Consider the following 26,401-nt stretch of genomic DNA (forward strand, 5'->3'; position numbering starts at 1 on the left):
AGCACGTCAATGCCGCCCCGGATCGCGTCGCCCGGCGCGCGTCGCAGGCGCTTCCGCTGGGCGTGGTGGCTGCTGGCCTATGCCGCGCTTGGCCTCGGCCTGCTCGGCGTGGTGGTGCCGGGGTTGCCCACGGTGCCTTTCATCCTGCTCTCGGCCTGGGCCGCGGCGCAGGGATCCGAGAGATTGCACCGCTGGCTGCTGGCGCACCCGGAGTTCGGGGTGATGATCCGCGACTGGCATGACCACGGCGCCATCACCCGGCGCTCGAAGTGGCTGGCGACCGGCGCGATGGCGGCCTCGTCCGCGATCCTGCTCGCCTTCGCCTGGCTGACCGGCTACGGACGCTGGTGGGCGGTGGCGCTGCCGATCGCGTGCATGGTGGCGGTCGATGTCTGGCTGTGGATGCGGCCGGAACCACCGCCGCGCTAGACTGCGGACATGAACCTCCGCGCCCTGCTGCCCCTCGCCCTGCTGTCCTCCGCGCTCGCGCTGTCCGCCTGCGGCAACAAGGGCCCGCTGCTCCCGCCGCCCGCGCCGGAAGACGACGAGTTGCCGGTCGGGCCGGCCGAGCGCGGCGACGCCGAAGACCTGGACGATGCAACCCTCCAGGAGATCGAGGAAGGCGTGGATGGCGAAGGCGACGACCCGGCGCCGCCGGTCACCGGCGATGACGGTGATGACGACGCCTGATCCGACGCCCCCCGGCGCACCGGCCGGGCTGCGCTTCAGCAAGATGCACGGCGCCGGCAACGACTTCGTGGTGCTCGACCTGCGCGACGGCCGTCCGCCTCCCGGCGCCGCCCAGTGCCGCCTGCTGGCCGACCGCCATCGCGGCGTGGGCTGCGACCAGGTCCTGACCATCTCTACGCCGCGCAGTGCGGAGGCGGTCGCCTCCTATGGCATCTGGAACGCCGACGGCTCGCCCTCGCAGCAGTGCGGCAACGGCGCACGCTGCGTGGCCGCGTGGCTGGTGCGCGACGGCTCCGCATCCGGCAGCTTCGTGCTCGACAGCCCGGTGGCCAGCCACCGCGTGCGTGCGCTCGACGATGGCGGCTTCGAGGTCGCGATGGGGGTGCCGGCATTCGCGCCGGCGGAGATCCCGCTGGCCGGTTTCGACGCCGAGTCCGAGGGCTATGCGATCGAGGCCGGCGACGGCACCCTGCACGTGGGCGCGGTCTCCATGGGCAATCCCCACGCCGTGCTCGAGGTCGGGGACGTGGACGCCGCGCCGGTCTCCGAGGTCGGTCCGGCGCTGCAGCGGCACGCCGCTTTTCCGCGGCAGTGCAACGTCGGCTTCGCCCAGGTGCTGGACCGTCGCCGCATCCGCCTGCGCGTGTACGAACGCGGCGTCGGCGAGACCCTGGCCTGTGGCAGCGGCGCCTGCGCCGCGGTCGCCGTGCTGGCCCGGCGCGGCCGGGTGGACGCGGCCGCGGGCGTGGACGTCGAACTGCCCGGCGGCACGCTGCGCATCCATCATGACGCCGACGGCGGCATCCGCATGGCGGGACCGGCGGCGTTCGTCTTTGAAGGGGAATTCAACGCATGACCGACATCGTGGAAAAGATCGGCGCCCATGAGGTCGCGGCCTGGCTGCGGCGCCACCCGAAGTTCCTGCAGCAGTTCCCGGACCTGGCCATCAGCATGGTGGTGCCGCGCGAGGACGGCCCGGCGGCGTCGCTGGCCAGCTATCAGCTCGAAGTGCTGCGCGACAAGAACCGCGAGCTCTCGCGCCGCCTGCAGGACCTGTACACGGTGTCGCAGGAGAACGAGCGCCTGGCCGTGCGCACCCACCAGCTGACGCTGGCGCTGATGCGCCCCCGCAGCGCCGCCGGCGTGGTGCGCGCGATGGTCGCGACCCTGGCGGAGGACTTCAACGGCGACCTGGTGCGCGTGGTGCTGTTCGACTCCGTGCCGGGCCTCGGCGAGGAGGAATGGCTGCAGGTCATCGCCCGCGAGGATCGCCGGCTGCAGCCCTTCGTCGACAGCATCCGCGATGGCGAACCGCTGTGCGGCCGCCTGCATCCCGACAAGCAGGCGCTGCTGTATGCCGCGCGCGTCGACGAGGTCGCCTCCACGGCGCTGCTGCCGGTCGAGGGCCTGGGCCTGGTCGCGGTCGGCAGCCGCGACCCGAACCGCTTCTATCCCGGCATGGGCACGCTGTTCCTGCGCATGATGGGCGAGGCCTTCGCGGTGGCGCTGCTGCGCCATCGCGACTGAGCGGCGCAGGCCGCGGCGGGGACGGCGCACGGTGACGACGGTCGATGCACGGCGCGCCGCCGCCGCGGGGCCGCATCCTGCAGTCGACGGGTACCTGGCGCATCTCGAGGTCGAGCGCCGCATGTCGGCGCACACGCTCGACGCCTATCGCCGCGACCTCGATGCCCTGGCGGCCTGGGCGGCGGCGCAGGGCCAGGGTGACCTGTTGGCGCTCGACGGCGCCGCCATCCGGGCCTTCGTCGCCGCCGAACACCGCCGCGGGCTGTCCCCCAAGAGCCTGCAACGCCGGCTTTCGGGCTGCCGCAGCTTCTACCAGTGGCTGCTGAAGCATGGCCGCGTCAGGGCCAATCCCGCCACCGGCGTGCGCGCGCCGCGTGCGCCGCGCAGGCTGCCGCAAGTGCTGGACGTGGACGAGGCCGTGGCGCTGGTGGAAGTGCCGACCGATGCTCCGCTGGGCCTGCGCGACCGCGCGCTGCTGGAGCTGTTCTATTCATCCGGCCTGCGATTGTCCGAACTGCGCATGCTGCGCTGGCGCGACCTGGACCTGGAGCAGGGCCTGGTGACCGTGCTCGGCAAGGGCAGCCGGCAGCGCACCGTGCCCGTGGGTTCGCATGCCTGCCGGGCGCTGTCCGACTGGCGCGCCGAAAGCGTCGGAGCCGCCACGGGCCAGCCACCCGGGCCCGACGCGGCCGTATTCCCCGGCCGCGGCGGCGCGCCGATCAGCGCCCGCGCCATCCAGCTTCGGCTGCGCGCGCTGGGGCAGCGCCAGGGGCTGTTCAAGCACGTGCACCCGCACCTGCTGCGGCATTCGTTCGCCAGCCACGTGCTGGAGTCGTCGGGCGACCTGCGCGGCGTGCAGGAACTGCTGGGGCACGCCGACATCGCCACCACCCAGATCTACACCCACCTGGACTTCCAGCATCTGGCGAAGGTCTACGACGAGGCGCATCCGCGGGCGAAGCGGCGCAAGGGCAGCGGCTGAGGATCCGGAGCGCGCACTCCGTGTCCGGATCCGGCGAGTATCCGCTGGCCTGGTGCCGCAGGCTCCGTCTTCCCCCAGGAGCCCCGCCCATGGCCTTCCGACTGAGTGGCATCGACCCCGCACCCTTCCGCGCCCTGTTCGACCTCGACGACGACGCCCTGTCGCGGCTCGGGGCCAGGCGCTGCATCGCCGACCGCGACTTCGGCTATCCCTGCCGGGTCTCGCTCGAGGATGCGCAGCCCGGGGCGGAACTCCTGCTCCTGCCCTACCGGCACCAGCCCGCGGACTCGCCATACCGCGCCTCCGGCCCGGTCTTCGTCCGCCGCGACGCGACGCCGCGGGTCCTGGCGCCGGGCGTGGTGCCGCCGTATGTCACCCGGCGCCTGATGTCGCTGCGCGCGTATGACGCCGCGCACATGATGGTGGACGCGACGGTGTGCGAGGGCGACGAGGTCGCGGCCGGGCTCGGGCGCATGTTCGACGACGGCGCGGTGGCCTACGTCCATCTGCACAACGCACGCCGCGGCTGCTTCTCCTGCGTCGCGCACAGGGCCTGAGCCCCATCGGCGCGCCTCCCCCCCTTGGGGCCGGCCGTCTGGAACCCCGGAAGAACTTGATGGCGCCGGTTCCCGGCCCCATCTGGAAGTTTCAGCCTCCGGAGGCCGCATGGACCCCAGCCAGAACCCCCACGTCTTTCACGCCACCACCATCGTTTCGGTGCGCCGCGAGGGCCGCGTCGCCATCGCCGGCGACGGCCAGGTGACCCTCGGCAACACGGTGATGAAGGCCAATGCGCGCAAGGTGCGCCGCCTCGGCAAGGACGGCCGGATCCTGGCCGGATTCGCCGGCGCCGCCGCCGACGCCTTCACCCTGTTCGAACTGTTCGAGTCCAAGCTCGAGAAGCACGGCCAGCTCACGCGTGCGGCGGTGGAGCTCGCCAAGGACTGGCGCACCGAGCGCCGCTCTGGAAAGCTCGAGGCCCTCCTCGCCGTCGCCGACAGCGACACCTCGCTGATCATCAGCGGCACCGGCGACGTGATCGAGCCCGAGGACGGCCTGGTCGCGATCGGTTCAGGAGGCCCGTTTGCGCTGTCCGCGGCGCGCGCGCTGCTCGCGCACACATCGCTGGATGCGCGTTCGGTCGCCGTCGAGGCGCTGAACATCGCCGGCGACATCTGCATCTATACCAACCGCAACGTCGTGGTCGAGGAGCTGTGAGCATGAAACCCGACACCTCCCACGCCACCATGACCCCGCGCGAGATCGTGCAGGAGCTCGACCGCCACATCGTCGGCCAGCAGGAGGCCAAGCGCGCGGTCGCGATCGCGCTGCGCAACCGCTGGCGCCGCGCCCAGCTCGGCGACGAACTGCGCAACGAGGTCATGCCCAAGAATATCCTGATGATCGGGCCGACCGGCGTCGGCAAGACCGAGATCGCGAGGCGCCTGGCGACGCTCGCCAACGCCCCGTTCGTGAAGGTCGAGGCCACGCGCTTCACCGAGGTCGGCTACGTCGGCAAGGACGTCGAGCAGATCATCCGCGACCTCGCCGACACCGCGGTCAAGCTCTACCGCGAGCAGGCCAAGCAGAAGATGCGCACCCAGGCCGAGGAGCGCGCCGAGGAGCGGATCCTCGATGCCCTGCTGCCCAGGCGGGAATCGCAGTCGCCGGGCTTCGGCTTCGGCGCCGCACCGCAGGGCAGCACCACCGTCGACATCGGCGCCGAGCCGTCCTCGCGCGAGTCCGAGACCCGCCAGAAGCTGCGCCGCCAGCTGCGCGCGGGCGAACTCGACCAGCGCGAGATCGAGCTCGACCTGTCCATGGGCGGCGGCGTCGACATCATGACTCCGCCGGGCATGGAGGAGATGGGCCAGCAGCTGCGGCAGATGTTCGCCAACCTCGGCAGCGGCCGCACCCAGAAGCGCAGCATGGCCATCCGTGCCGCGCGCCCGCTGCTGGTCGAGGAGGAGGCCGGCAAGCTGATCAACGAGGACGAGGTGCGCGCCGCCGCGATCGAGGCCTGCGAGCAGCACGGCATCGTCTTCATCGACGAGATCGACAAGGTCGCCAGGCGCAGCGAGGGCGTGGGCGCCGACGTCAGCCGCGAGGGCGTGCAGCGCGACCTGCTGCCGCTGGTCGAAGGCTCGACGGTCAGCACCAAGTACGGGCCGGTGAAGACCGACCACATCCTGTTCATCGCCTCCGGCGCCTTCCACCTTGCCAAGCCCAGCGACCTGATCCCGGAGATGCAGGGCCGGTTCCCGATCCGCGTCGAGCTGTCGGCGCTGTCGAAGGACGACTTCGTGCGCATCCTCACCGAGCCGAAGGCCGCGCTGACGAAACAGTACGTGGAGCTGATGAAGACCGAGGGCCTGGAGCTCGAGTTCGGCGCCGACGCGATCGAGCGCCTCGCCGAGATCGCCGCCGAGGTCAACGAGCGCCAGGAGAACATCGGCGCGCGCCGCCTGCACACGGTGCTCGAGCGCCTGCTCGACAGCCTGAGCTTCGAGGCGCCGGACCGCGGCGGCGCCGTGCGCATCGACCGCGCCTATGTCGAGGGTCAGCTGGGCGGGCTGGTGCAGGACCAGGACCTGAGCCGCTACATCCTCTGAGCCGGCGAGACTGACGCGCGAATGAACCGCAGGCAGCGGCCTCGACGCGACCGGCCATAGGTGCGGACTAAGCTCGGTGGATCAACGCACACTGGAGATCCTCCATGTCCAGGCATCCGCTGGTCGCCCGCCTCGTCCTTGTCCCGTTCGCCGCGCTGGCGCTCTTCGCCGTCGCGCTGCCGGCTTCGGCGCGCGACGTGTCCTGCCGCCTCGACTTCGACATGGCCGGCTGGTCCCTTCTTTACAAGACCGCGTCCGGCAGCGGCCGCGTGAGCTGCGACAACGGCCAGTCGATGGCGGTGAGCATCAAGGCCAGGGGCGGCGGGCTGAGCGTGGGCAAGTCCGAGATCCGCGGTGGTCGCGGCGAGTTCTCCGCGGTGCGCGACATCCGTGAGGTGCTCGGCACCTACGCCAGCGCCGAGGCCCACGCCGGCGCGGTGAAGTCCAGCAAGGCCCAGGTGATGACCAAGGGCGAGGTGTCGCTGGCGCTGGCCGGCACCGGCGAGGGCTTCGACCTGGGCGTGGCGTTCGGAGCGTTCACGATCGAGGCGCGCTGAGGCGCGCGCGCCAGCTTCACCCCGGTCCGGGATCCGGACCGGGGTGGCGTCTGCAGTTGAATCCGAACCGCTTCGAAAGCGCGACCGTCGTCCCCCGGTCGAGTTCGGCGTCGAGCTTCTTCTGCGTCCACGCGAAGCGTCCTTCAACGCACAGCCCCTCGACGATCCGGCCGCCCAGCACGGTGAAGGGGGTCAGGAAGTACAGGCCGGTGAGTGCATCTCCGCGGAAGCCGGCCTCATAGCGGCCGTCGCCCAGCGTGGTGGCTACCGCGTCATCCCGGAAGCGGAGCACCTTCGGCCTGTGGCTGCGCCTCACCAGCGGCTGCGGCTTCCGGGCAGGGGCGTCCTCGTCTCGGCCGGGCATGGTGGGGCCGCAGCATGAAGTGAGAATTGATCATGGCATGAATCAATAATTGATTGATGCCACCATCCGGCCGCCTACCGTCGCCCGGATGACGAGCGAGCAGAAAAAGTTCGGCCTCCGGCTGCGCAAGGCGCTGCGCGAGGCGAAGGTGCCCGAGAGCGCCGTCGAGCTGGCGCGGCTGCTCCCGCAATACGGCGGCATGGCAGTGACCCCGGCCGCGGCTCACCGCTGGCTCAGCGGACGGTCCATTCCGCGCGCGGAGAACATGCGGGCGCTCTCGACGCTGCTCCGGGTCCGGCTCGATTGGCTCTACGGCGAGGAGGCGGAGCGGCGCGAAGTGCGGGAGCCCAAGGCGGCATGGACGGCCAGCGCGCAGGACCGGCACGCGATCGACGCCTTCCTCGCACTGGACGAGCGCCATCGCCGGCTGGTCCGCGAACTGGTGGCGGCGCTGGCCACCGCCGGAAAGGGCTGACCGCGATCCGGCCACCGGCGGAGCAGCCTGCTCAGTCTTCCCCGATGTCCTCGTTCCACAGCCCGGGATTGGCCGCGATCCACTCCCGCATCATCGCGACGCAGCGCTCGTCGTCCAGCACCACGACTTCGGTCCCGGTCTCGCGCAGCCAGTCGATGCCGCCGGCGAAATTCACCGCTTCGCCCACGACCACCGTGCCGATGTTGAACTGCCGCACCAGGCCGCTGCAGTACCAGCAGGGCGCGAGCGTGGTGACCATGATGGTGTCGCGGTAGGAGCGCTGGCGGCCGGCCTTGCGGAAGGCGTCGGTCTCGCCGTGGATGGAGGGGTCGCCCTCCTGCACGCGGCGGTTGTGGCCGCAGCCCAGCAGGCGGCCGTCGGCGTGGTACAGGGCGGCGCCGATCGGGACGCCGCCCTCGGCCAGGCCGCGCCTGGCCTCCTCCAGGGCGGTCTCGAGCAGGGCAGGGTAGTCGGGGGTGGCGATCATGGGCGGCTCCGGCCGGCGGGTGCGATAATCCTCGCATGACCGACCGCGCGCCCCGCCCCGACACCACCCACTTCGGCTTCCGCGACGTGCCGGTGGCCGAGAAGCAGAAGCTGGTGGGCGAGGTGTTCTCGTCGGTGGCCGGCAACTACGACCTGATGAACGACCTGATGTCGTTCGGCATCCACCGCATCTGGAAGCGCTACTTCACCGCCACCGCGCAGGTGTCGCGCGGGGACCGGGTGCTCGATCTCGCCGGTGGCACCGGCGACATCGCCGCGCTGCTGCGCCCGCGCGTGGGCGAGACCGGCGAACTGGTGCTGGGCGACATCAACGGCAGCATGCTGCGCGTGGGCCGCGACCGCATGGTCGACCGGGGCAACGTGCGCGGCTTCAGCTACGTGCAGTGCAACGCGCAGTCGCTGCCGTTCCCGGACGGGAGTTTCGACCTGGTCACGATCGCCTTCGGCCTGCGCAACGTGACCGACAAGGACGCGGCGCTGCGCGAGATGCTGCGCGTGCTCAAGGTCGGTGGCCAGGCGCGGGTGCTGGAGTTCTCCGAAGTCCCGGACTGGTTCAGGCCACTCTACGACTTCCACTCCTTCCAGGTCCTGCCGAAGCTGGGGCGCCTCTTCGCCGGCGATTCCGACAGCTACCGCTACCTGGCCGAGTCGATCCGCAAGCACCCGCCGCAGGAGGAGCTCAAGGCGATGATGGAGGCCGCCGGCTTCGCGCGCTGCCGCTACCGCAACCTGTCGGGCGGCATCGTCGCCATCCACGACGGCTGCAAGGCCTGAGGCGTCACCGGCGGAGCCGGATGCGCCGCCGGGGAGACGCGCCCGACGCGGCCAGCGGCTAGAATCGGCAGCTGTTCCAGCTGTCGGACCCCCCATGATCCCGAGTCGCTTCTTCCGCCTGGCCGCCTTCGCCGCCCTGGTCCTGATCGCCGTGGCCGCCTGCAAGCGCGAACCCACGCCCGCCGAGGAGCCCGTGGCCGCCCGGCCGGCGGCCGCCTCCGCCAGCGACGATTACGACGAGCACTCCTACGCCGAGCCCGACAAGGTCGCCATCGACGACCTGGCGCTCGACCTGGCGCTCGACTTCGGGGCCCGCACCATCAGCGGCACCGCCACCTACACCCTGGACTGGCGCGACGACACGGCCACGGCGCTGGTGCTCGATACCCGCGACCTGACCATCGAGCGGGTCGAGGCCGAGGCCCCGGGCCTTGCCTGGAAGCCGTTGGAGCATGAGCTCGCCGACCGCGACGACCTGCTGGGCAGCAGGCTCACGATCCGGTCGCCGGAGCGCGACGTGCGCATCCGCGTCACCTACCGCACCTCGCCGCAGGCCTCGGGACTGCAGTGGCTCGACGCCTCGATGACCGAGGGCAAGGTCACGCCCTTCATGTTCAGCCAGTCGCAGGCCATCCACGCGCGCTCGTGGGTCCCGCTGCAGGACACGCCGCGCGTGCGCTACACCTACAGCGCCCGCGTGACCGCCCCGGCCGACGTGATGGTGCTGATGAGCGCCGACAACGACCCGGCCGCCGTGCGCGACGGCGACTACAGCTTCCGCATGCCCCAGCGGATCCCCTCGTACCTGATGGCGATCGCAGCCGGCGACCTGGTGTTCAGGCCGATCTCGGCGCGCTCGGGCGTCTGGGCCGAGCCGGCCGCGGTGGACCGCGCAGTGGCCGAGTTCGAGGACACCGAGCAGATGATCGCGACCGCCGAGTCGCTGTACGGGCCGTACCGCTGGGAGCGCTACGACATCCTGGTGCTGCCGCCGTCCTTCCCCTACGGCGGCATGGAGAACCCGCGCCTGACCTTCGCCACGCCGACGGTGATCGTGGGCGACAAGTCGCTGGTGGCGCTGATCGCGCATGAGCTGGCGCACAGCTGGTCGGGCAACCTGGTCACCAACTCCAGCGCCAAGGACGGCTGGCTCAACGAGGGCTTCACCAGCTACGTCGAGAACCGGATCATCGAGGCGCTCTACGGCAAGGAGCGCGCCGTCATGGAATACGTGATCTCGCGCAACGGGCTGAAGGCCGAGATCGGGAAGATGAGCCCCGAGGAGCAGGCGCTGGCCGTGCGCCCGGGCGTGGTCAAGGACCCTGACGCCTCGCTGAGCGCGGTGTCCTACGACAAGGGCGCATGGTTCCTGCAGTTCCTGGAGGAGCGCTTCGGCCGCGCCGAATTCGACGCCTTCCTGCGCGGCTACTTCGACCACTTCGCCTTCCAGTCGATCCCGACCTCGCGCTTCGTCGAGTATGCGCAGGAGCATCTGCTCGACGCGTATCCGGGCAGGGTCAGCCGCGAGGAGTTCGACGCCTGGCTGTACGAGCCCGGCATTCCCGGCAGTGCGCCGCAGGTGCGGTCGCGCAACTTCGGCGTGGTCGACAGCGCGCGTCTGGCGTGGATGGGCAGCGGCACCCTGCCGCCGCAGGTGATCACCGGCGAATGGAGCACGCAGGAATGGGTGCACTTCCTCGAGGGCCTGCCGGAGACACTGTCGATCGAGCAACTGTCGCAGCTCGATACCGCCTACCGCCTCACCGGCACGCGCAACGGCGAGCTCGCCCAGCGCTGGTACCCGCTCGCGGTGCGCAGCGGCTATGTCCAGGCCTATCCGGCGATGGCCGACTTCCTGCGCAGGATCGGCCGCCGCAAGCTGATCATGCCGACGTACCAGGCGCTGGTGGCCACCGAGGCCGGCCTGCAGTTCGCGAAGCAGCAGCTGGAGGCCGCGCGTCCCGGCTACCATCCGATCACCACCGCATCGGTCGAGCGCGTGATCGCGGAGGCGAAGCCGGCCCCGGGCAGCGGCACGTCCCTGCCGGCGGAGGCCGCGCGTCCCGCTCCGGAAGCCGGACCCACCGCTCCGGCGAGGACGAGGATGCCCGCCGCGGACGGCGACCCCACGCGTCCCGCGCCCAGCGGCCCTTGAGTCCGGCGGCCACCATGGACAACCGGTCCCCCGCACGTCTCCGCGCCGCCCTGGCGACCGCGTTCTGCGCGTCGCTGCTGGCGCTCGCCGCCTGCCAGGACCCCGCGGCCCGCGCCGAGGCCGAAGCCGCCGCCCGGGCGCAGGCCGACGAGGCCGCGGCGGAGCAGGCCGCCGCCGACTTCGATGCTGCGTATGCCGCGGAAAACTGGGTGCTGGCCGGGGCGCAGGGCGACGTGCTGCTGGCGCGCTGGCCCGACACCGCGGCGGCGGAGCGCATCCGCCCGCTGCACGTGGAGGCGCGCGCCAGGGGCAATGCCGCTCGCGAGGATGCGCGCCTGGCATCGCTCTGGGCCTACAACGCGGAGCCGCTGAAGGGCGGCACCCAGCTCTCGGCGGCGATCTTCTCGAAGGAGAACGTGGACAGCGACGGCAGCGGCGCGAAGCCGGTCCGGCTGATCTTCCGCGACCATCCGGAGTGGGGGCGTTCCAGCTACCTGGTGATGCAGGCCGGCGATTTCGACTGCTACGGCGCCTGCCGGGTGACGGTCACCGTCGACGACGCCGAACCGAGGCGCATGGCCGCCAACCGGCCGGACACCGACGAGGCCATCGCCATGTTCATCGACGACGAGCGCGCCCTCTGGCGGATGATCGACGGCGCCAGGCGGCTGAAGGTCGAGTATCCGGTCAAGGCCGGCGGCACGCGCACGGCCGAGTTCGAAGTGGGCGGCCTGGACCGCGCGCAGCTGCCGGCCTGGAACTGACGGCCCGCCGCAGGGCCTACAGCGCGTAGCCGAACTGCAACCGGAACTCCGCCGCGAACGCGGCGTAGTCGAAGCGCTGGTTCTGCGTGCCCGGATGCTCGACCTTCAGCGCGCCCATCAGGTTGCCGATGCGGCCGATGGTCTCCCAGTCGTAGCCCTTCTCGATGCCGAAGATCAGGCCTGCGCGGAAGGCGTCGCCGCAGCCGGTGGGATCGGTGATGCGGCGTTCCTGGGCCGGCGGGATGTCGTGGCGCCTGCCGCCGGCCAGGATGCAGGCGCCCTTGGGCCCGCGGGTGGCGATGTAGGCCTTCACCTTGCTGGCGATGGTGTCCTCGTCCCAGCCGGTGCGCTCCTGCAGCAGGTTGGACTCGTAATCGTTGACGGCGACGTAGTCCGCCTGCTCGATGAAGGCACGCAGCTCGTCGCCGTTGAACAGCGGCATGGCCTGGCCCGGGTCGAAGATGAACGGGATGCCGGCCTCGTGGAACTCGCGCGCGTTCTGCAGCATGCCCTCGTAGCCGTCGGGGCTGACGATGCCGATGGTGACGCCGGGCACGTCCCGCACGTGGTTCTCGTAGCTGCGCATCATCGCGCCCGGGTGGAAGGCCGTGATCTGGTTGTTGTCGTGGTCGGTGGTGATGAAGGCCTGCGGGGTGAACAGGTCCTCGATCACCTTGACCCGGTCCAGCGTGATCCCGTTGTCCTCGAACCAGGCCCGGTAGGGGGCGAAGTCCTGGCCCACGGTGGCCATCGGGATCGGGTCGCCGCCCAGCAGCTTGAGGTTGTAGGCGATGTTGCCGGCGCAGCCGCCGAACTCGCGGCGCATGCGCGGCACCAGGAACGACACGTTCAGGATGTGCACCTTGTCCGGCAGGATGTGGTTCTTGAACTGGTCGGGGAACACCATGATGGTGTCGTAGGCCAGGGAACCGCAGATCAGTGCAGGCATCGGGAAGGCGCTCCGGGGGCTGGGTGCCGGCCCGGTGGGACGGCGTTCTCGTTTTCGGGGAGGTGCCGGGAACCGGCGGAGGGGCGCGGGGTCGGCCTGACTGGGTCCGGGGCCGCGCGGCCGCATAGGTTAGCGCCCGGGGCCGGGCCGGGCCAAGCGCGATGCGGTTCCCGGACCGGTGTTCCTTGCCGGGGCAGGGGGTGGTTGCTACGCTGCACGATCCCGATTTCCCGGGAAATCCCCCGTTCCCCGCCCCCCTCCTGACGGACGCGCGCATCCGATGTTCAAGAAGTTCCGCGGCATGTTTTCCAACGACCTGTCCATCGACCTGGGCACGGCCAATACCCTCATCTTCGTCCGCGGCCAGGGAATCGTGCTCAACGAGCCGTCGGTGGTGGCCGTGCGCCAGGACCGCAGCGGCGGCGTCAGGGCGGTGGCCGCGGTGGGCAGCGAGGCCAAGCAGATGCTCGGCCGCACACCGGGCAACATCACCACGCATCGCCCGATGAAGGACGGCGTCATCGCCGACTTCACCTATACCGAGGAGATGCTCAAGTACTTCATCCGCAGGGTGCACAAGAGCCGTTTCCTGCGGCCCAGCCCGCGGGTGCTGATCTGCGTGCCGGCCGGCTCCACCCAGGTGGAGAAGCGTGCGATCCGCGACTCGGCGATGGAGGCCGGCGCCCGTGACGTCTCGCTCATCGAGGAGCCCATGGCCGCCGCGATCGGCGCCGGGATGCCGGTCACCGAGGCCCGCGGCTCGATGGTGGTCGACATCGGCGGCGGGACCACCGAGGTGGCGGTGATCGCGCTCAACGGCGTGGTCTATTCGCAGTCCGCGCGGATCGGCGGCGACCGTTTCGACGAATCCATCATCAACTACGTGCGCCGCAACCACGGCATGCTGATCGGCGAGGCCACGGCCGAGCGGGTCAAGATCGAACTCGGCTGCGCCTACCCGCAGGAGAAGGTGCAGGAGACCGAGATCTCCGGCCGCCACCTTGCAGAGGGCGTGCCGAAGATGGTCCGGATCAGCTCCAACGAAGTGCTCGAGGCGCTGCGCGAGCCGCTGATGGGCATCGTCGCCGCGGTGCGACAGGCGCTGGAACAGACGCCGCCGGAGCTCAGCGCCGACGTCGCCGAGCGCGGCATCGTGCTCACCGGCGGCGGCGCCCTGCTGCGCGACATCGACCGCCTGCTCAGCGAGGAGACCGGCCTGCACGTGCAGGTGGCCGAGGATCCGCTGACCTGCGTGGCCCGGGGCGGCGGCCGTGCGCTCGAACTGCTCGACATGCACGGCAACGAGTTCTTCGCCTCGGAGTGAGCTGACAGCACCCGGCCCGTCCCGTGTCCAGCTACGCCAGCCCCGCCGCCCCCCGGTCCAGTGACGTCGCCGGCACCCTGCGGCTGCTGGCCTATCTGGCGATCAGCGTGGTCCTGATCGTGTCCGACCACCGCGGCGACTGGCTCGCCCAGCTGCGCGGCCATGCCAGCGTCGCGGTGCAGCCGCTGTGGTGGCTCGCCGGACTGCCGTCCCGCCTGGGCGAAGGGCTGCGCGACGACGCCGCCACCCGCGCACGCCTGTCCGAGGAGAACCGCCGCCTCCGCAACGAGCTGCTGCTCGGCGCCGCGCGCCAGGCCCGGCTGCAGGTCGAGGCCGAGGAGAGCGCACGCCTGCGCGGCCTGCTCGGCGCCGCGGAGCGTGGCGGTTTCGACGTGCAGCTGGCGCCGATCCTCGACGTCGACCTCGACCCGACCCGCCAGCGCCTGATGCTCAACGCCGGGACGCGGGCCGGTGTCCGTCGCGGGCAGGCGGTGATCGACGCCGGGGGCCTGGTGGGGCAGGTGATCGAAGCCACGCCCACCACCGCCGTGGTGCTGCTGCTGACGGACCCCGACCACGCCGTGCCGGTGGTGGTGGCGCGCACCGGCGTGCGCCTCATCGTCTACGGCGCGGGACGCAGCGATGTGCTCGAGCTGCGCAACGTGCCGCTGTCGAGCGACGTCCGCGCCGGCGACGTGCTGATCACCTCCGGCCTGGGCGGGCGTTTTCCGCCGGGCTTCCCGGTGGGCACGATCGCCGCCCTGCGTCCGGACGAGAGCCGCGCCTTCCTGCTGGGCGACGTCGAGGCGGCCGCCCAGCTCGACCGTGGCCGCGACGTGCTGCTGGTCCGCGAGAGGGAGGGGGAATGAGCGCCCGTGCGCGCCCCTGGGTGCTCCCGGTCAGCGTCCTGCTGGCGCTGCTGCTCGGCCTGCTGCCGATGCCCGCGCTGCTGCAGCCGCTGCGCCCCTACTGGCTGGCCCTGGTGGTCGCCTACTGGGTGATCGAGGACAGCGAGCGCGTCGGGCTGGGCTTCGCCTTCACCGTCGGTCTGGTGGCCGACCTCGCGTTCGGCGGCCTGCTCGGCGAACAGGCGCTGCGGCTGGTGGTGATGGCCTTCATCCTGCAGCGCTTCCGCACCCAGCTGCGCTTCTTCCCGATGCCGCAGCAGGCGCTGGCCATCGGCGGCCTGCTGCTCAACGACCGCGTGATCAGCACCGTCATCCACCTCGCACTGGGTGAACCGCTGCTGCCGCTGGCCTACTGGTGGGCGCCGCTGCCCGGGATGCTGCTGTGGACGCCCCTGTTCGTGCTCCTGGACGCGCTCCGCATGGGCCGCGGCGCGCGCCGGTGAGACGGCCGGACGCGCACGGCCGCCTGCGCAACGCCGAGGCCGAAGCGCGCCTGTTCCGCGGGCGCGCACTGATCGGCTTTGCCGTGGTGGTGCTGTCGTTGCTGGGCCTGGCCGGCTGGTATTTCAAGCTGCAGGTGCTCGACCACGACGACTACGCCCGGCGCTCGCAGGCCAATCGCATCAAGCCGCGGCCGGTGGTGCCGGGCCGCGGTCTCATCCTCGACCGCGAGGGCCGGGTGCTGGCCGACAACGTGCCCGCCTATCGCCTGGACGTGACCCCGGAGGACGCCGGCGACATCCCGGCCCTGGTCGCGGCGCTGTCGGAGGTCGTCGAGCTCTCGCCGGAGGATCTCGCACGCTTCGAGGCTGCCCGCAGGGCCACGCGTCCGTTCCGCGCGATCCCACTCAAGCTCCGCATCGACGACGAGGAAGCGGCGCGCTTCGCGGTCGAGCGCTGGCGCTTCCCGGGCGTCGAGCTGGTGCCCTACCTCAACCGCCGCTATCCCTACGGGGAACTGCTGGCGCACGTGGTCGGCTACGTCGGCCGCACCGACGAGGACGACATCGCCCGCTTCGGCGAAGGTCATGCGGTCTTCACCCACACCGGACGTACCGGCGTGGAGCGGTACTACGACGAGGCCCTGCGCGGCGCGGTCGGGTACGAGCAGGTCGAGACCAACGTCGAGGGCCGCGCCCTCGGGCGTCTCGGGCTGATGCCGGCCACCGCCGGCGCCGACCTCAGGCTCTCGATCGATGCCGAACTGCAGCGGGCGGTGGTGCAGGCTTTCGGCGAGATGCAGGGATCGGCGGTGGCCGTGGATCCGGCGACCGGCCAGGTGCTGGCCATGGTCAGCCTGCCCGGCTACGACCCGAACCTGTTCGTCAACGGCATCTCCACCAGCGACTACCGCACGCTGATGGACGATCCCGCGCGGCCGCTGTTCAACCGCAACGTGCTCGGGGGCGGGCCGCCGGGCTCGATCGTGAAGCCGTTCATGGCCCTGGCCGGACTCGACAGCGGCCTGCGCACGCCCGAGAGCCGGGTGTTCTCGACCGGTGAGTTCTTCATCCCCGGCCAGCGCCGCGGCTACAGGGACGCCGGACGCGCCGCCGGCTGGGTCGACCTGCGCGACTCGATCTCGCGCTCGATCAACTACTACTACTACCAGCTCGCCTACGACATGGGCATCGACCGGCTGGCGGCGGCCATGCACCGCTACGGCTTCGGCGAGCCCAGCGGCATCGACCTGACCGGCGAGACCGCGGGCATCGTGCCGTCGCGGGAATGGAAGGCCGGCAACAGCCGCGAGCCCTGGTACCCGGGCGAGACCGTGATCGCCGGCATCGGCCAAGGCTACTGGGTGGCCACCGCGCTGCAGATGGCGCGCGCCACCGCCGCCATCGCCAACGGCGGCACCCTGTACCCGTTGCGCCTGGCGGCGGAGCGGCGCACCGGCTACGACGCACCCTGGACCCCGCTGCCGGCCGCGCCCGCGCCGCGCATCACCGACAACCCGGCGCACCTGCGCGCAGTGCAGGAAGGCATGGAGAACACGATCCACGGCCGCGGCACCGCCACCGCGATGGCACGGGGCGCGCCCTACCGCATGGCCGGCAAGACCGGCACCGCGCAGAAGATCGGCCGCCGTGGCGACGTCAGCCTCGATCCACGGACCCTGCCGTACCACCTTCGGCACCAGGCGCTGTTCGCGGGCTATGCGCCCGCGGAGAACCCGACCATCGCGCTGGTGGTGGTGGTCGAACACGGCGGCTACGGTGGCGCCACCGCGGCACCGATCGCGCGGCGCATCTTCGATGCCTGGCTGCTGGGGGAGATGCCGGGGCCCGCGGTGGGCGAGGGCGAGCTGGAGGCGCCGGTCGATCCGTTCGAAGGCGTGGTCTCGGCGGTGTTCTCCGGGCCGGGAGCCGTGGCCGTCGAACCGCGGGACGACGGGAGTGTGACGCCGTGAACGACATCCTCCGCTTCCTGCTCGAACTGCTGCAGCGCTTCGTGCGCACCCTGGACTGGATGCTGCTGGGCGCGCTGCTGGCGCTGATGGGCATCGGCCTGGCGGTACTGCACAGCGCCGGGGGCCAGGACAATGCCCTCGTGGTTTCGCAGGGGGCGCGCTACGGCGTCGGCCTCGGCGTCCTGTGGCTGCTGTCCCGGGTGCCCCTGCAGCGCCTGCGCGAAGCCGCGCCGGCGGCCTACCTGTTCTCGCTGCTGCCGCTGGTGGCGGTGCTGTTCGTGGGCACCGGACGCAGCGGCGCCCACTGGCTCGATCTGGGCGTGTTCTATTTCCAGCCCGCCGAGCTGCTCAAGCTCAGCCTGCCGATGGCGGTCGCCTGGTACCTCAACGCGCGGCCGCAGCCGCCCGGCTTCGTGGTCACGGTCGTGGCCATGCTGCTCGCGGCCGTGCCCACCGGACTGATCCTGCTGCAGCCGGACTTCGGCACCGCCATGCTGGTGGCGAGCAGCGGCGCCTTCGTGCTGTTCCTGGCCGGCATGTCGTGGTGGTGGTTCGTGGCCGCGGCCGCGGCGGTCGCGGCCGCGGCGCCCGCGGCATGGTTCTGGCTGCTGCGGCCGTACCAGAAGGACCGCATCCTGACCTTCCTCGATCCGGAATCGGACCCGCTGGGTGCGGGCTGGAACATCATCCAGTCGAAGATCGCCATCGGCTCCGGCGGCCTGCGGGGCCAGGGCTGGGGACAGGGCACGCAGTCGCACCTGAACTATGTTCCCGAGCACACCACCGACTTCATCTTCGCGGTGCTTTCGGAGGAGTTCGGCTGGCTCGGCGTGCTGCTGACGCTGGGTCTGTACCTGGTGGTGGTGGGGCGCTGCCTGTGGATCGCGGCGGAGTCGCGCGACGGCTTCGGGCGCCTGCTGGCCGGCGGCCTCGGGCTGGCGCTGTTCGTCTACGTGCTGGTCAACGGCGGAATGGTCTCCGGCCTGCTGCCGGTGGTGGGCGTGCCGATGCCGCTGCTGAGCTTCGGCGGGACCGCGGCGGTCTCGTTGCTCGCGGGCATGGGCGTGGTGATGGCGGTGGGCGCGCATCGTCCCGCCCGGAAACGCTGACGCGGCCCTCGGTTGGTGTTCCGTTCACGTCGTGCCGGGACGTGTCCGCGGGGCTGCGTGATAACCTCGCGGCCGATGCCTACGCGACCCCTGACCCTCATTGCAGCCTCCCTTGCGTCGCTCGCGCTGTTCGCATGCGCGACCCCGGCGGAGACCGTTCCCATGCCGGATCCCGCCGCAGGGGCGAAGCAGGTACAGGCGACGTCGTCGTCCGGCGCCGGACCGGCGATCCTGCCCCAGGTGCCGCAGCCGGCCGAGCGGCCGGTGGCGCCGGCGTCGGTCACCGACCCCGCGATCGGCCGCGAGCAGCGCATCGCCGCCTTCGTCGACTACGCCGCGGAGACGTATGGCGTCGATCGCCAGCGCATCCGCGACGCGCTCGCCGGCGCCGAGCACAAACAGTCGATCATCGACGCCATGTCGCGCCCGGCCGAGGCCGTGCGCCCGTGGCGCGACTACCGCCCGATCTTCATCAACGACGCCCGCATCCAGGGCGGCCGCGCCTTCCTCGCCGAACACCGCGAGGCGCTGGAACGCGTGGCCGCGGACAGCGGCGTGCCGCCGGAATACATCGTCGCGATCATCGGCGTCGAGACCAGCTACGGCCGCGTCACCGGCAACCATCGCGTGCTCGATGCGCTGTACACGCTGGCCTTCGGCTTTCCCAAGCGCGCGCCGTTCTTCGCCGGCGAGCTGGCGCAGCTGTTCGCGCTGGCCGAAGAGGAGCCGCAGCTCGACATCAGCGGGCTCAAGGGCAGCTACGCCGGAGCCATGGGCATGGGCCAGTTCATGCCCTCCAGCTATCGGCTGTGGGCGAAGGACGGCGACGGCGACGGCCGTCGCGACCTGATCACGCACACGCCCGACGTGTTCGCCTCGATCGCCAACTACTTCGTGGTCCACGGCTGGGAGCGCGGAGCGCCGGTGGTCGCGCGCGCCGCCCGCGACGACGGCGCCGAGGATTTCCGGCCCGAAGGCCTGGACCCGGTGCACCGGCTCTCCGACCTGGCCGCGCGCGGCTATCGCCCGCTGCCGGGGGAGCCGCTGGCCGAAGGCGCCACCCTGCTGTCCTTCGACGGTGCCGATGGTCCCGAGTACTGGTTCGGCTACCGGAACTTCTACGTCATCAGCCGCTACAACCGCTCACCGATGTACTCACTGGCCGTGCACCAGCTGGCGCAGGCGATCGCGGGGAACGGGGCGCAATGAGCGTCGGGCGCGCGAAGTCCGCGTGCCGGGCACTCGCCGCGCTGGTCGTGCTGCTCGCCGGCTGCGCGGGCGCACCGAAGCGCGAGGAGCCGCCGGTCGCACCCCCGACCAGCGCCGTGACCCCGGCCGGCCCCAGGGTCTCGCCCTATGCGCCGGCGCAGGAGGATCCTTCCACCCGGGGCGACTACGTGGCGGGCGGCCTGTACAAGCCCGGGGTCGCCGACACCATCCCCGACTACCTGCCGGACGTCGACGCCATCCCGGAGCCCGAGGTGGTGGCGCTGCCGCGGTCGCGCTACGGCAATGGGCCGACCTATACGGTGCTGGGCAAGTCCTACCGCGTGCTCGACGAGCCCGAAGGTTTCGTCGAGACCGGCCTGGCCTCGTACTACGGCCAGAAGTTCCACGGTCGCCGCACCTCCAACCAGGAGGTGTACGACATGTACGCGTTCACCGCGGCGCACAAGTCGCTGCCGCTGCCGAGCTTCGCGCGGGTGACCAATCTCGAGAACGGGCGCTCCGTGGTGGTGCGGGTGAACGACCGGGGGCCCTTCCACGCAGGCCGCGTGGTCGACCTGAGCTACGCGGCGGCGGTCAGGATCGGCGTGCATCCCCGCGGGACGGCGCGGGTCGAGGTGCGCGCGCTGAGCCCCGGTGAAAATGCACGCCACGCGCCCGACACCCGGGTCGCGGCGGTCGAGCCGTCCGACGGGCAGCCGCCCGGGGTGCGTGCGGCCACGGGCGGGGGGCAGCCGGCGCCGCCGAGTGCGATGGACGGTCTGGTCGCGGCCCTGCCGGCCGCCGCGGCGGCCACGGCGGCCACCGTGGCCACTGCGGCCGTGGTCGCAGGCGACGATGACCGTGGAAGTGACAACGACTGGCGTTTCGACATGACCCGGGACGGTCGCGCGATGACCGCCGACGAGTTCGATGCCTGGATGAAAGTCCGTCGCGTGGCTGTCGCCACCGGCAGTCCCGGCACGCCCGACCCCGCCGTCGACGCTCCCGTGGCTCCGCCTCCGCCCACCGCGAAAATGATCGCGGATGCGGCCGGAAGCATCCTGCTCCAGATCGCCGCCTTCGGTTCGCGGGACAACGCCGAGCGCGCCCTGGCCATGCTGCGCGGCGCCGGCATCGCCGGCGCGCGCCTGCACGATGGCATCGCCGCCGGCAAGCCGGTGTGGCGCCTGCGCGTGGGCCCGGTCGAGCCCGCCGGGCTGGCCGAGCTGCGCGACCGCGTCGCGGGCCTGGGATTCGGCACGCCTCATCCCGTGCGCGAATGAAGCGCACGGTTACCATGTCCGTCAGTCCACGCCGCCCGTCCGCGGGCGGCACGAAGTCCCCGGAGTTCCGTTGCCGATGAAAGTCCCCGCCATCCGCGTCGCGCTGATCGCCGCTGTTTCCGTCGCCACGCTTGGCCTCGCATTCGCCCAGGACCCTGCGCCCGCGGCGCCTGCGTCCCCCTCCGCACCCGCCGCGCTGAGCGACCAGCTGCCGATGCCGGACGCGCCCGCCGTCACCGGCACCGCCTGGCTGCTGATGGACTACACCACCGGCCAGGTGCTCGCGGGCGAGAACGTCGACCAGCGAGTGGAGCCCGCGAGCATCACCAAGGTGATGACCAGCTACGTGATCGCCGCGGAGATGGCCGCGGGCAAGATCAGCGCCGACGACGACGTGATGATGAGCGTCAACGCCTGGCGCACCGGTGGCGCCGGCACCGACGGCAGCTACAGCGGTTTCGAGGTCAACAAGACCGCGAAGCTGATCGAGATGGAAAAGGGCATGACCGTGCAGTCGGGCAACGACGCCGCGATCGCCCTGGCCGAACACGTCGCCGGATCCGAGGACGCCTTCGCCTCGCTGATGAACGCCTATGCCGCGCGCATCGGCATGAAGAACACCCACTTCGTGAACTCCCACGGCCTGTCCGACCCGGAGCACTATTCGACCGCGCGCGACCTGGCGCTGCTCGGCCGCGCGCTGGCGCGGGACTACCCGGAGCACTACGCCTTCAACGCGATCAAGGAATTCACGGTCGGCCCGATCACCCAGCGCAACCGCAACGTCCTGCTCTGGCGCGACAGCACCGTGGACGGCATCAAGACCGGCCACCATTCAGGTGCCGGCTACTGCCTGATGGCCTCGGCCAAGCGCGGCGAGCAGCGCCTGATCTCGGTGGTCATGGGCTCGACTGGCGAGGCGCAGCGCGCCACCGATTCGCAGGCGCTGCTGAACTGGGGCTTCCGCTTCTTCGAGACGCACGAGCTGTACGCCGCCGGGGCGCCGGTGGCGACGCAGAAGGTCTGGAAGGGCAAGGCCGACGAGCTCCAGCTGGGGGTCGCCGAGCCGCTGCTGGTCAGCATGCAGCGCGGCCAGTACGCGAAGCTGCAGCCGAGCATGGACGTGCCGCGGACCCTGGTGGCGCCGATCGCGCGCGGCCAGGAAGTGGGCAAGGTGCGGGTGATGCTCGACGGCAGACTGCTGGCCGAGGCGCCGCTGGTGGCGCTCGAAGAGATCCCGGAGGCCGGGTTCTTCAAGCGGCTGTGGCACGAACTGTTGATGTGGTGGCAGTCGCTCTGACGGCGTTGGGAACGCGCGCCGGCGGCCCCATAATCCGCACATGGAAATCAAGTCCGACAACCCCGAGCACGGCTTCCCAGTTCCCCGGGGACTTCGAGATCACCGCCATGGGGCCGGCGTCGGCCGGGCTCGAGGTCGAAGTGCCCAACCTGCTGCGCGCAGCCGGCCTTCTGGTGGTCCACGAGACGCTGACCAGCCGGTCTTCGAGCGGCGGCCGCTTCGTGTCCGTGCGTCTGACCTTCCGCGCCAACTCCCGCGAAGAGTACGAGAGCGCGCACGCCGCGCTGCGTGAGCATCCCGAGGTGAAGTGGACGCTGTAGCGGCGGCCGGGGCACGCCCCCTGGTGGTGCGCGATCTCGGCCGGCGCGCCTATGGGCCGGTCTGGCGCGCCATGCAGGCGTTCACCGATGCCCGCGGCGACGGGACCGCCGATGAACTGTGGCTGGTCGAGCACGATCCGGTGTTCACCCTGGGCCAGGCCGGCAAGCCGGAGCACGTGCTGGCGCCGGGCGACATCCCGGTACTCAAGGTGGATCGCGGCGGCCAGGTCACCTACCACGGTCCGGGGCAACTGGTGGCCTATCCGCTGCTCGACCTGCGGCGCCTGCGGATCGGCGCGCGCGAATACGTCTGCCGCATCGAACAGGCGCTGATCGACACCCTGTCCGGCTGGAACATCCACGCGCAGCGCCGCGAGGGTGCACCGGGTGTCTACGTCGGAGGCGCCAAGATCGCGGCGCTCGGAATCCGCGTCCGCCGCGGCTGCACGTTCCACGGCCTGGCCTTCAACATCGCGATGGACCGCGAGCCGTTCCGGCGCATCAACCCCTGCGGCTACGCCGGGCTGGAAACCACCTCGGTGGTAGAATGCGGTGGTCCCTCGAGCCTCGACGTCGTCGCGCCCGCGCTGGTCGCGGCGCTTGCCGCGCAGTTCGGTCTTGCGCCCGTGGAGGCCGTGAAAGACGACGCTTTGCCACGGATTCACGCGGATTTCCCGCGGATTCACGCGGATGGAAGCGATTGATTGAAAGAGCCCGGGATGAGGGCATTTCGCTTTTACCCACCTGGCTCCTGTTTTTGCTCCATCCGTGTAAATCCGCTCTTGACCCGCGTGAATCCGTGGCGAAAAAACAATGTCCGAAACCGCTGAAAATTCCCGCTCCATTCCGCTGAACGTGGTCAACGAGGCGCCGCCTTCGCTGGTGCCCGGCGTGAAGCAGGTGGCCGGTGACAAGATCGGGCGCTCGCCGGTGGAATTCGTGGATGCGCCGGTGCTGCGCAAGCCGTCGTGGATCCGGGTCCGGATCCCGTCCAATGGCGCGGTCGCGGCCCTGAAGTCGAAGCTCCGCGAGAACCGCCTGGTGACCGTGTGCGAGGACGCCAGCTGCCCGAACATCCACGAATGCTTCGGCCACGGCACCGCCACCTTCATGATCCTGGGCGAGGTCTGCACGCGGCGCTGCAGCTTCTGCGACGTCGCCCACGGCCGCCCGAAGCCGCCCGACGCCGACGAGCCGCGCCGGCTGGCGGAGACCGTGGCCGACATGGGCCTGAAGTACGTGGTGGTGACCAGCGTCGACCGCGACGACCTGCGCGACGGCGGGGCACAGCATTTCGTGGACTGCATCACCGCGATCCGCGCTGCCACGCCGGGCACGAAGATCGAGATCCTGACACCCGACTTCCGCGGCAAGGGCCGCATGGACCGGGCGCTGGAGATCCTGGCGACGAACCCGCCCGACGTCTTCAACCACAACGTCGAGACCGTCCCGGACCTGTACCGCAACGTGCGTCCGGGCGCCGACTACCAGTGGTCGCTGACCCTGCTGCAGCGCTTCAAGGGGCGACACCCCGACATCGCCACCAAGTCCGGGATCATGCTCGGCCTGGGCGAGACCCGGGAGCAGGTGGAAGCCACCCTGCGCGACCTGCGCGCGCACGACGTCGACATGGTCACCATCGGCCAGTACCTGCAGCCCAGCGCGCACCACCACCCGGTGCTGCGCTACTGGACGCCGGACGAGTTCAAGGCCTTCGAGGACTACGGCATGGCGCTCGGCTTCAGCCATGTCGCCTCCGGACCGCTGGTGCGCTCCTCCTACCACGCCGACCGCCAGGCCGCGGGCGCGGGCTTCGCCGCCTGAGCGACGCGCCGCTGGCGAACCATTCACACCCCGCCCCCGGACCGCGGTTAGAGTGGCCCAGGGCGCACCGGGGCGACTTCCAGCACTGTCCGGCCCTTCGCAGGGTCTGCATGGTGCGGTGGACGCCGCGCCTCCCCCGCGAGCATCGAGCACTGCCATGAACGCACGCCACGTCCTGTCCGCCACCGCCATCGCGCTGGCCCTCGCCATGCCGCTGGGCATGATGGCGCGCGCCGCCGGCGACGTGATCCCGGCGGTGCCGACCACCGACCACGCCACCACCTCGCGGCTGGTCTACGGCCTGCTGTCGGACAGCCGCTACGCCTACCGGCCGCGCGGCCTCGACGCCACGCTGTCGCAGGACATCTTCCGCCGCTACCTCGAGGCGCTGGACGGCAACAAGCTGTTCTTCGACGCCGGCGACATCGCGCGCTTCCAGGGGCTGAAGGCGCGCATGGGCGAGGCGGTCCGCCAGGGCGACACCGACCCGGCGATGGAGATCTACGGCCTCTACAAGCAGCGCGTGGCCGAGCGGGTGGAGCATGCGCGCGGACTGCTGGAGCAGGACATCTTCGATTTCACGGGCGCGGAGCGCTGGTACTACGACCGCGAGGACGCGCCCTGGGCCGGCGACCAGGCCGAGCTCGACGCGCTGTGGAAGAAGTCGGTGCGCAACGACTGGCTGCGTCTGAAGCTGGCGGGCAAGGAGCCGGCCGAGATCCGCGCCACGCTCGACAAGCGCTATTCCAACATCGCCACCAACGCCTCCCAGCTCAACGCCGAGGACGCGTTCCAGACCTTCCTCAACGCCTACACGGCGTCGATCGACCCGCATACCGACTACTTCAATCCGCGCACCGCGGGCCTGTTCAACCAGAGCATGTCGTTGTCGCTGGAAGGCATCGGCGCACAGCTGCAGAAGCAGGACGACGTGGTGGTGATCCGCGAGCTGATCCCGGGTGGTCCGGCGGCGGCCAGCAACCGGTTCACCCCCGGCGACCGCATCGTCGGCGTCGGCCAGGGCACCAGCGGGCCGATGGAGGACGTGGTCGGCTGGCGCATCGACGACGTGGTCGAGAAGATCAAGGGCAAGGCCGGCACCGCGGTGCGGCTGGACGTGGTGCCCGTGGAGGCCGTGCTCGACAGCGAGCCGGTGCGCATCACCCTGACCCGCGCGCGGGTGCGGCTGGAGGAACAGGCGGCCAAGGCCAAGGTGCTCGACGTTCCGCGCGACGCGACCGGCGGCGCGAAGCGCATCGGCGTGATCGAGCTGCCTGCGTTCTACCAGGACTTCGAGGGCCGGCGCAGCCGGCAACGGCGACTACGCCTCGGCCACCCGCGACGTGGCGCGGCTCCTCGGCGAGTTCCGCGGGCAGGGCGTGGACGGCATCGTGCTCGACCTGCGCAACAACGGTGGCGGCTCGCTCAACGAGGCGGTGGAGCTCACCGGACTGTTCATCGATACCGGTCCCGTGGTCCAGGTGCGCGAATCGGGCGGCCGGGTCAGCGTCGAATCCGACCGCAAGGCCGGCGTGGCCTGGGACGGCCCGCTCGCGGTGCTGGTCAACCGCGCCTCGGCCTCGGCCTCCGAGATCGTCGCCGGCGCCATCCAGGACTACGGCCGGGGACTGGTGATCGGCGAGACCACCTTCGGCAAGGGCACGGTGCAGAACCTGTTCGACCTCGACCGCTGGCCGGCCAACGAGGGCACGCGCCACGGCCAGGTCAAGATGACGGTCGCGCAGTTCTTCCTGCCGGGCGGCGCCAGCACCCAGAACAAGGGCGTCGTGCCGGACATCCGCTTCCCGGCCACGGTCAACGGCAGCGAGTTCGGCGAAAGCACCTACGACAACGCGCTGCCCTGGACCCGGATCTCGGCGGTGCCGCACATCCGCTACGGCAACTTCGCGCCGCTGCTGCCGCAGCTGGGCGAACTGCACGCCGGTCGCGTGGCGGAAGACCTGGAATTCAAGTGGTGGAAAGAGGACGTGGCCGAGTTCCGCGCCGAGGCCGAGAAGGAATACATCTCGCTCAACGAGGCCGAGCGCCGCGCCGAGCGCGATCGCCAGGCCGCCAAGCGCCAGGCGCGCCAGGAGGAGCGCAAGCGGCTGGGCCTGGACCTCGATCCGCTGGCCGAACTCGCCGCCGACGACGGCCTGACCGCGAACGAGCGCGACATCGCCGCCGACACTGCACGCGAGGAGGCCGCGGAGAAGCGACCGGACCCGCTGTTGAGGGAGTCCGCCGCCATCCTCGCCGACGCGGTGCGCCTGCTCGACGGCGACCGCCAGCTGTCCGCCGCCGTGCTGCCCGAGTCCACCGGCCCCGGCCGCTGGGCGCGCTGAACCCGCCCGC

27 protein-coding genes and 1 pseudogene are annotated in these 26,401 nt (G+C 71.2%); 25 read left to right on the plus strand and 3 right to left on the minus strand.

Features of this window, described 5'->3' with window-relative positions; all coding sequences use genetic code 11:
- The first annotated feature begins 9 nt into the window (after positions 1–9).
- The 9 genes from FPZ22_RS08635 (at position 10) to FPZ22_RS08675 (ending at position 6,368) form a co-directional block, all read left to right on the plus strand.
- The gene (locus tag FPZ22_RS08635) at positions 10–429 is read left to right on the plus strand and encodes a YbaN family protein (RefSeq protein WP_144892175.1); all 420 of its coding nucleotides are present in this window, start codon (positions 10–12) and stop codon (positions 427–429) included.
- A 9-nt stretch (positions 430–438) separates the two neighbouring features.
- Positions 439–690, plus strand: coding sequence for an LPS translocon maturation chaperone LptM (gene lptM, locus FPZ22_RS08640; RefSeq protein ID WP_144892177.1), 252 nt, complete (start codon positions 439–441; stop codon positions 688–690).
- Positions 677–1,546 carry a diaminopimelate epimerase gene (gene dapF / locus FPZ22_RS08645; protein WP_144892179.1) on the plus strand — a complete coding sequence of 290 codons (870 nt, stop codon included), beginning with the start codon at positions 677–679 and terminating at the stop codon, positions 1,544–1,546. The genes lptM and dapF overlap by 14 nt, the downstream gene beginning before the upstream one ends.
- A complete protein-coding gene (locus FPZ22_RS08650) occupies positions 1,543–2,217 on the plus strand; it encodes a DUF484 family protein (protein ID WP_144892181.1) in 675 nt (224 codons plus the stop codon). The genes dapF and FPZ22_RS08650 overlap by 4 nt, the downstream gene beginning before the upstream one ends.
- Before the next feature lie 121 nt (positions 2,218–2,338).
- Positions 2,339–3,199 carry a tyrosine recombinase XerC gene (gene xerC, locus FPZ22_RS08655; RefSeq protein ID WP_246121022.1) on the plus strand — a complete coding sequence of 287 codons (861 nt, stop codon included), beginning with the start codon at positions 2,339–2,341 and terminating at the stop codon, positions 3,197–3,199.
- Between the two features lie 89 nt (positions 3,200–3,288).
- Positions 3,289–3,756: a DUF1203 domain-containing protein gene (locus FPZ22_RS08660; protein ID WP_144892185.1), complete on the plus strand. Its 468-nt coding sequence runs from the start codon at positions 3,289–3,291 to the stop codon at positions 3,754–3,756.
- Between the two features lie 109 nt (positions 3,757–3,865).
- Positions 3,866–4,417 carry an ATP-dependent protease subunit HslV gene (gene hslV, locus FPZ22_RS08665; RefSeq protein WP_144892187.1) on the plus strand — a complete coding sequence of 184 codons (552 nt, stop codon included), beginning with the start codon at positions 3,866–3,868 and terminating at the stop codon, positions 4,415–4,417.
- 2 nt (positions 4,418–4,419) lie between these two features.
- A complete protein-coding gene (gene hslU / locus FPZ22_RS08670) occupies positions 4,420–5,811 on the plus strand; it encodes an ATP-dependent protease ATPase subunit HslU (protein WP_425462997.1) in 1,392 nt (463 codons plus the stop codon).
- A 104-nt stretch (positions 5,812–5,915) separates the two neighbouring features.
- Positions 5,916–6,368 carry a hypothetical protein gene (locus FPZ22_RS08675; protein ID WP_144892189.1) on the plus strand — a complete coding sequence of 151 codons (453 nt, stop codon included), beginning with the start codon at positions 5,916–5,918 and terminating at the stop codon, positions 6,366–6,368.
- A 16-nt stretch (positions 6,369–6,384) separates the two neighbouring features.
- Here FPZ22_RS08675 and FPZ22_RS08680 read toward each other — a convergent pair whose 3' ends face one another.
- Complete coding sequence (locus tag FPZ22_RS08680; protein ID WP_144892191.1) at positions 6,385–6,732, minus strand: hypothetical protein; 348 nt, start codon at positions 6,730–6,732, stop codon at positions 6,385–6,387.
- Between the two features lie 49 nt (positions 6,733–6,781).
- Here FPZ22_RS08680 and FPZ22_RS08685 point away from each other — a divergent pair, with 49 nt between their 5' ends.
- Positions 6,782–7,207, plus strand: coding sequence for a hypothetical protein (locus FPZ22_RS08685; protein WP_144892193.1), 426 nt, complete (start codon positions 6,782–6,784; stop codon positions 7,205–7,207).
- Between the two features lie 31 nt (positions 7,208–7,238).
- Here the strand turns inward: FPZ22_RS08685 and FPZ22_RS08690 are convergent, their stop codons facing one another.
- A complete protein-coding gene (locus tag FPZ22_RS08690) occupies positions 7,239–7,694 on the minus strand; it encodes a nucleoside deaminase (RefSeq protein WP_144892195.1) in 456 nt (151 codons plus the stop codon).
- A gap of 35 nt (positions 7,695–7,729) precedes the next feature.
- Between FPZ22_RS08690 and ubiE the strand changes: the two genes are divergently transcribed.
- The 3 genes from ubiE to FPZ22_RS08705 all read left to right on the plus strand — a co-directional run bounded on the left by ubiE (position 7,730) and on the right by FPZ22_RS08705 (position 11,407).
- On the plus strand, positions 7,730–8,488 hold the full coding sequence (gene ubiE, locus FPZ22_RS08695; RefSeq protein WP_144892197.1) for a bifunctional demethylmenaquinone methyltransferase/2-methoxy-6-polyprenyl-1,4-benzoquinol methylase UbiE: 759 nt from the start codon (positions 7,730–7,732) through the stop codon (positions 8,486–8,488).
- A gap of 94 nt (positions 8,489–8,582) precedes the next feature.
- Positions 8,583–10,643, plus strand: a complete 2,061-nt coding sequence (locus FPZ22_RS08700) for a M1 family metallopeptidase (RefSeq protein ID WP_144892199.1) — start codon at positions 8,583–8,585, stop codon at positions 10,641–10,643.
- Between the two features lie 14 nt (positions 10,644–10,657).
- Complete coding sequence (locus FPZ22_RS08705; protein WP_144892201.1) at positions 10,658–11,407, plus strand: hypothetical protein; 750 nt, start codon at positions 10,658–10,660, stop codon at positions 11,405–11,407.
- 16 nt (positions 11,408–11,423) lie between these two features.
- On the opposite strand, the gene FPZ22_RS08710 is transcribed toward FPZ22_RS08705, so the two are convergent.
- Positions 11,424–12,356, minus strand: coding sequence for a carbohydrate kinase family protein (locus FPZ22_RS08710; RefSeq protein ID WP_144892203.1), 933 nt, complete (start codon positions 12,354–12,356; stop codon positions 11,424–11,426).
- A 280-nt stretch (positions 12,357–12,636) separates the two neighbouring features.
- Here FPZ22_RS08710 and FPZ22_RS08715 point away from each other — a divergent pair, with 280 nt between their 5' ends.
- The 12 genes and pseudogenes from FPZ22_RS08715 (at position 12,637) to FPZ22_RS08770 (ending at position 26,391) form a co-directional block, all read left to right on the plus strand.
- Positions 12,637–13,680 (plus strand): rod shape-determining protein, encoded by a 1,044-nt coding sequence (locus FPZ22_RS08715; RefSeq protein WP_144892205.1) that lies wholly within the window; start codon positions 12,637–12,639, stop codon positions 13,678–13,680.
- A 23-nt stretch (positions 13,681–13,703) separates the two neighbouring features.
- The gene (gene mreC, locus FPZ22_RS08720; protein ID WP_144892206.1) at positions 13,704–14,549 is read left to right on the plus strand and encodes a rod shape-determining protein MreC; all 846 of its coding nucleotides are present in this window, start codon (positions 13,704–13,706) and stop codon (positions 14,547–14,549) included.
- Complete coding sequence (gene mreD, locus FPZ22_RS08725; RefSeq protein WP_144892208.1) at positions 14,546–15,031, plus strand: rod shape-determining protein MreD; 486 nt, start codon at positions 14,546–14,548, stop codon at positions 15,029–15,031. The genes mreC and mreD overlap by 4 nt, the downstream gene beginning before the upstream one ends.
- Positions 15,028–17,001, plus strand: coding sequence for a penicillin-binding protein 2 (mrdA, locus tag FPZ22_RS08730; RefSeq protein ID WP_144892210.1), 1,974 nt, complete (start codon positions 15,028–15,030; stop codon positions 16,999–17,001). Before mreD ends, mrdA begins: the two co-directional genes overlap by 4 nt.
- On the plus strand, positions 16,998–18,110 hold the full coding sequence (rodA, locus tag FPZ22_RS08735) for a rod shape-determining protein RodA (RefSeq protein WP_144892212.1): 1,113 nt from the start codon (positions 16,998–17,000) through the stop codon (positions 18,108–18,110). The genes mrdA and rodA overlap by 4 nt, the downstream gene beginning before the upstream one ends.
- 75 nt (positions 18,111–18,185) lie before the next feature.
- Entirely contained in the window at positions 18,186–19,319 is a 1,134-nt protein-coding gene (gene mltB / locus FPZ22_RS08740) for a lytic murein transglycosylase B (RefSeq protein WP_144892214.1), read from the plus strand.
- Positions 19,316–20,602, plus strand: a complete 1,287-nt coding sequence (locus FPZ22_RS08745; protein WP_144892216.1) for a septal ring lytic transglycosylase RlpA family protein — start codon at positions 19,316–19,318, stop codon at positions 20,600–20,602. The genes mltB and FPZ22_RS08745 overlap by 4 nt, the downstream gene beginning before the upstream one ends.
- Positions 20,603–20,678: 76 nt before the next feature.
- Entirely contained in the window at positions 20,679–21,902 is a 1,224-nt protein-coding gene (locus tag FPZ22_RS08750) for a D-alanyl-D-alanine carboxypeptidase family protein (RefSeq protein ID WP_144892218.1), read from the plus strand.
- A gap of 107 nt (positions 21,903–22,009) precedes the next feature.
- On the plus strand, positions 22,010–22,222 hold the full coding sequence (locus tag FPZ22_RS08755; protein WP_425462998.1) for a DUF493 family protein: 213 nt from the start codon (positions 22,010–22,012) through the stop codon (positions 22,220–22,222).
- Positions 22,210–22,926 carry a lipoyl(octanoyl) transferase LipB gene (lipB, locus tag FPZ22_RS08760; RefSeq protein WP_144892220.1) on the plus strand — a complete coding sequence of 239 codons (717 nt, stop codon included), beginning with the start codon at positions 22,210–22,212 and terminating at the stop codon, positions 22,924–22,926. The genes FPZ22_RS08755 and lipB overlap by 13 nt, the downstream gene beginning before the upstream one ends.
- Before the next feature lie 109 nt (positions 22,927–23,035).
- Positions 23,036–24,046, plus strand: a complete 1,011-nt coding sequence (lipA, locus tag FPZ22_RS08765; protein ID WP_144892222.1) for a lipoyl synthase — start codon at positions 23,036–23,038, stop codon at positions 24,044–24,046.
- Positions 24,047–24,203: 157 nt separating this feature from the next.
- Positions 24,204–26,391, plus strand: a pseudogene (locus FPZ22_RS08770) (carboxy terminal-processing peptidase).
- The last annotated feature ends 10 nt before the right edge of the window (positions 26,392–26,401 follow it).

It is taken from the genome of Luteimonas granuli, assembly GCF_007795095.1.
GTDB classification, from domain to species: Bacteria; Pseudomonadota; Gammaproteobacteria; order Xanthomonadales; family Xanthomonadaceae; genus Luteimonas; species Luteimonas granuli.

Bases quoted from the DNA above. Each gene is read 5' to 3' on its own strand.
- FPZ22_RS08635 (WP_144892175.1), top strand. From the start codon at position 10: ATGCCGCCCCGGATCGCGTCGCCCGGCGCGCGTCGCAGGCGCTTCCGC.
- lptM (WP_144892177.1), top strand. From the start codon at position 439: ATGAACCTCCGCGCCCTGCTGCCCCTCGCCCTGCTGTCCTCCGCGCTC.
- dapF (WP_144892179.1), top strand. From the start codon at position 677: ATGACGACGCCTGATCCGACGCCCCCCGGCGCACCGGCCGGGCTGCGC.
- FPZ22_RS08650 (WP_144892181.1), top strand. From the start codon at position 1,543: ATGACCGACATCGTGGAAAAGATCGGCGCCCATGAGGTCGCGGCCTGG.
- xerC (WP_246121022.1), top strand. From the start codon at position 2,339: ATGTCGGCGCACACGCTCGACGCCTATCGCCGCGACCTCGATGCCCTG.
- FPZ22_RS08660 (WP_144892185.1), top strand. From the start codon at position 3,289: ATGGCCTTCCGACTGAGTGGCATCGACCCCGCACCCTTCCGCGCCCTG.
- hslV (WP_144892187.1), top strand. From the start codon at position 3,866: ATGGACCCCAGCCAGAACCCCCACGTCTTTCACGCCACCACCATCGTT.
- hslU (WP_425462997.1), top strand. From the start codon at position 4,420: ATGAAACCCGACACCTCCCACGCCACCATGACCCCGCGCGAGATCGTG.
- FPZ22_RS08675 (WP_144892189.1), top strand. From the start codon at position 5,916: ATGTCCAGGCATCCGCTGGTCGCCCGCCTCGTCCTTGTCCCGTTCGCC.
- FPZ22_RS08680 (WP_144892191.1), bottom strand. From the start codon at position 6,732: ATGCCCGGCCGAGACGAGGACGCCCCTGCCCGGAAGCCGCAGCCGCTG.
- FPZ22_RS08690 (WP_144892195.1), bottom strand. From the start codon at position 7,694: ATGATCGCCACCCCCGACTACCCTGCCCTGCTCGAGACCGCCCTGGAG.
- ubiE (WP_144892197.1), top strand. From the start codon at position 7,730: ATGACCGACCGCGCGCCCCGCCCCGACACCACCCACTTCGGCTTCCGC.
- FPZ22_RS08700 (WP_144892199.1), top strand. From the start codon at position 8,583: ATGATCCCGAGTCGCTTCTTCCGCCTGGCCGCCTTCGCCGCCCTGGTC.
- FPZ22_RS08705 (WP_144892201.1), top strand. From the start codon at position 10,658: ATGGACAACCGGTCCCCCGCACGTCTCCGCGCCGCCCTGGCGACCGCG.
- FPZ22_RS08710 (WP_144892203.1), bottom strand. From the start codon at position 12,356: ATGCCTGCACTGATCTGCGGTTCCCTGGCCTACGACACCATCATGGTG.
- FPZ22_RS08715 (WP_144892205.1), top strand. From the start codon at position 12,637: ATGTTCAAGAAGTTCCGCGGCATGTTTTCCAACGACCTGTCCATCGAC.
- mreD (WP_144892208.1), top strand. From the start codon at position 14,546: ATGAGCGCCCGTGCGCGCCCCTGGGTGCTCCCGGTCAGCGTCCTGCTG.
- mltB (WP_144892214.1), top strand. From the start codon at position 18,186: ATGCCTACGCGACCCCTGACCCTCATTGCAGCCTCCCTTGCGTCGCTC.
- FPZ22_RS08745 (WP_144892216.1), top strand. From the start codon at position 19,316: ATGAGCGTCGGGCGCGCGAAGTCCGCGTGCCGGGCACTCGCCGCGCTG.
- FPZ22_RS08750 (WP_144892218.1), top strand. From the start codon at position 20,679: ATGAAAGTCCCCGCCATCCGCGTCGCGCTGATCGCCGCTGTTTCCGTC.
- FPZ22_RS08755 (WP_425462998.1), top strand. From the start codon at position 22,010: ATGGGGCCGGCGTCGGCCGGGCTCGAGGTCGAAGTGCCCAACCTGCTG.
- lipA (WP_144892222.1), top strand. From the start codon at position 23,036: ATGTCCGAAACCGCTGAAAATTCCCGCTCCATTCCGCTGAACGTGGTC.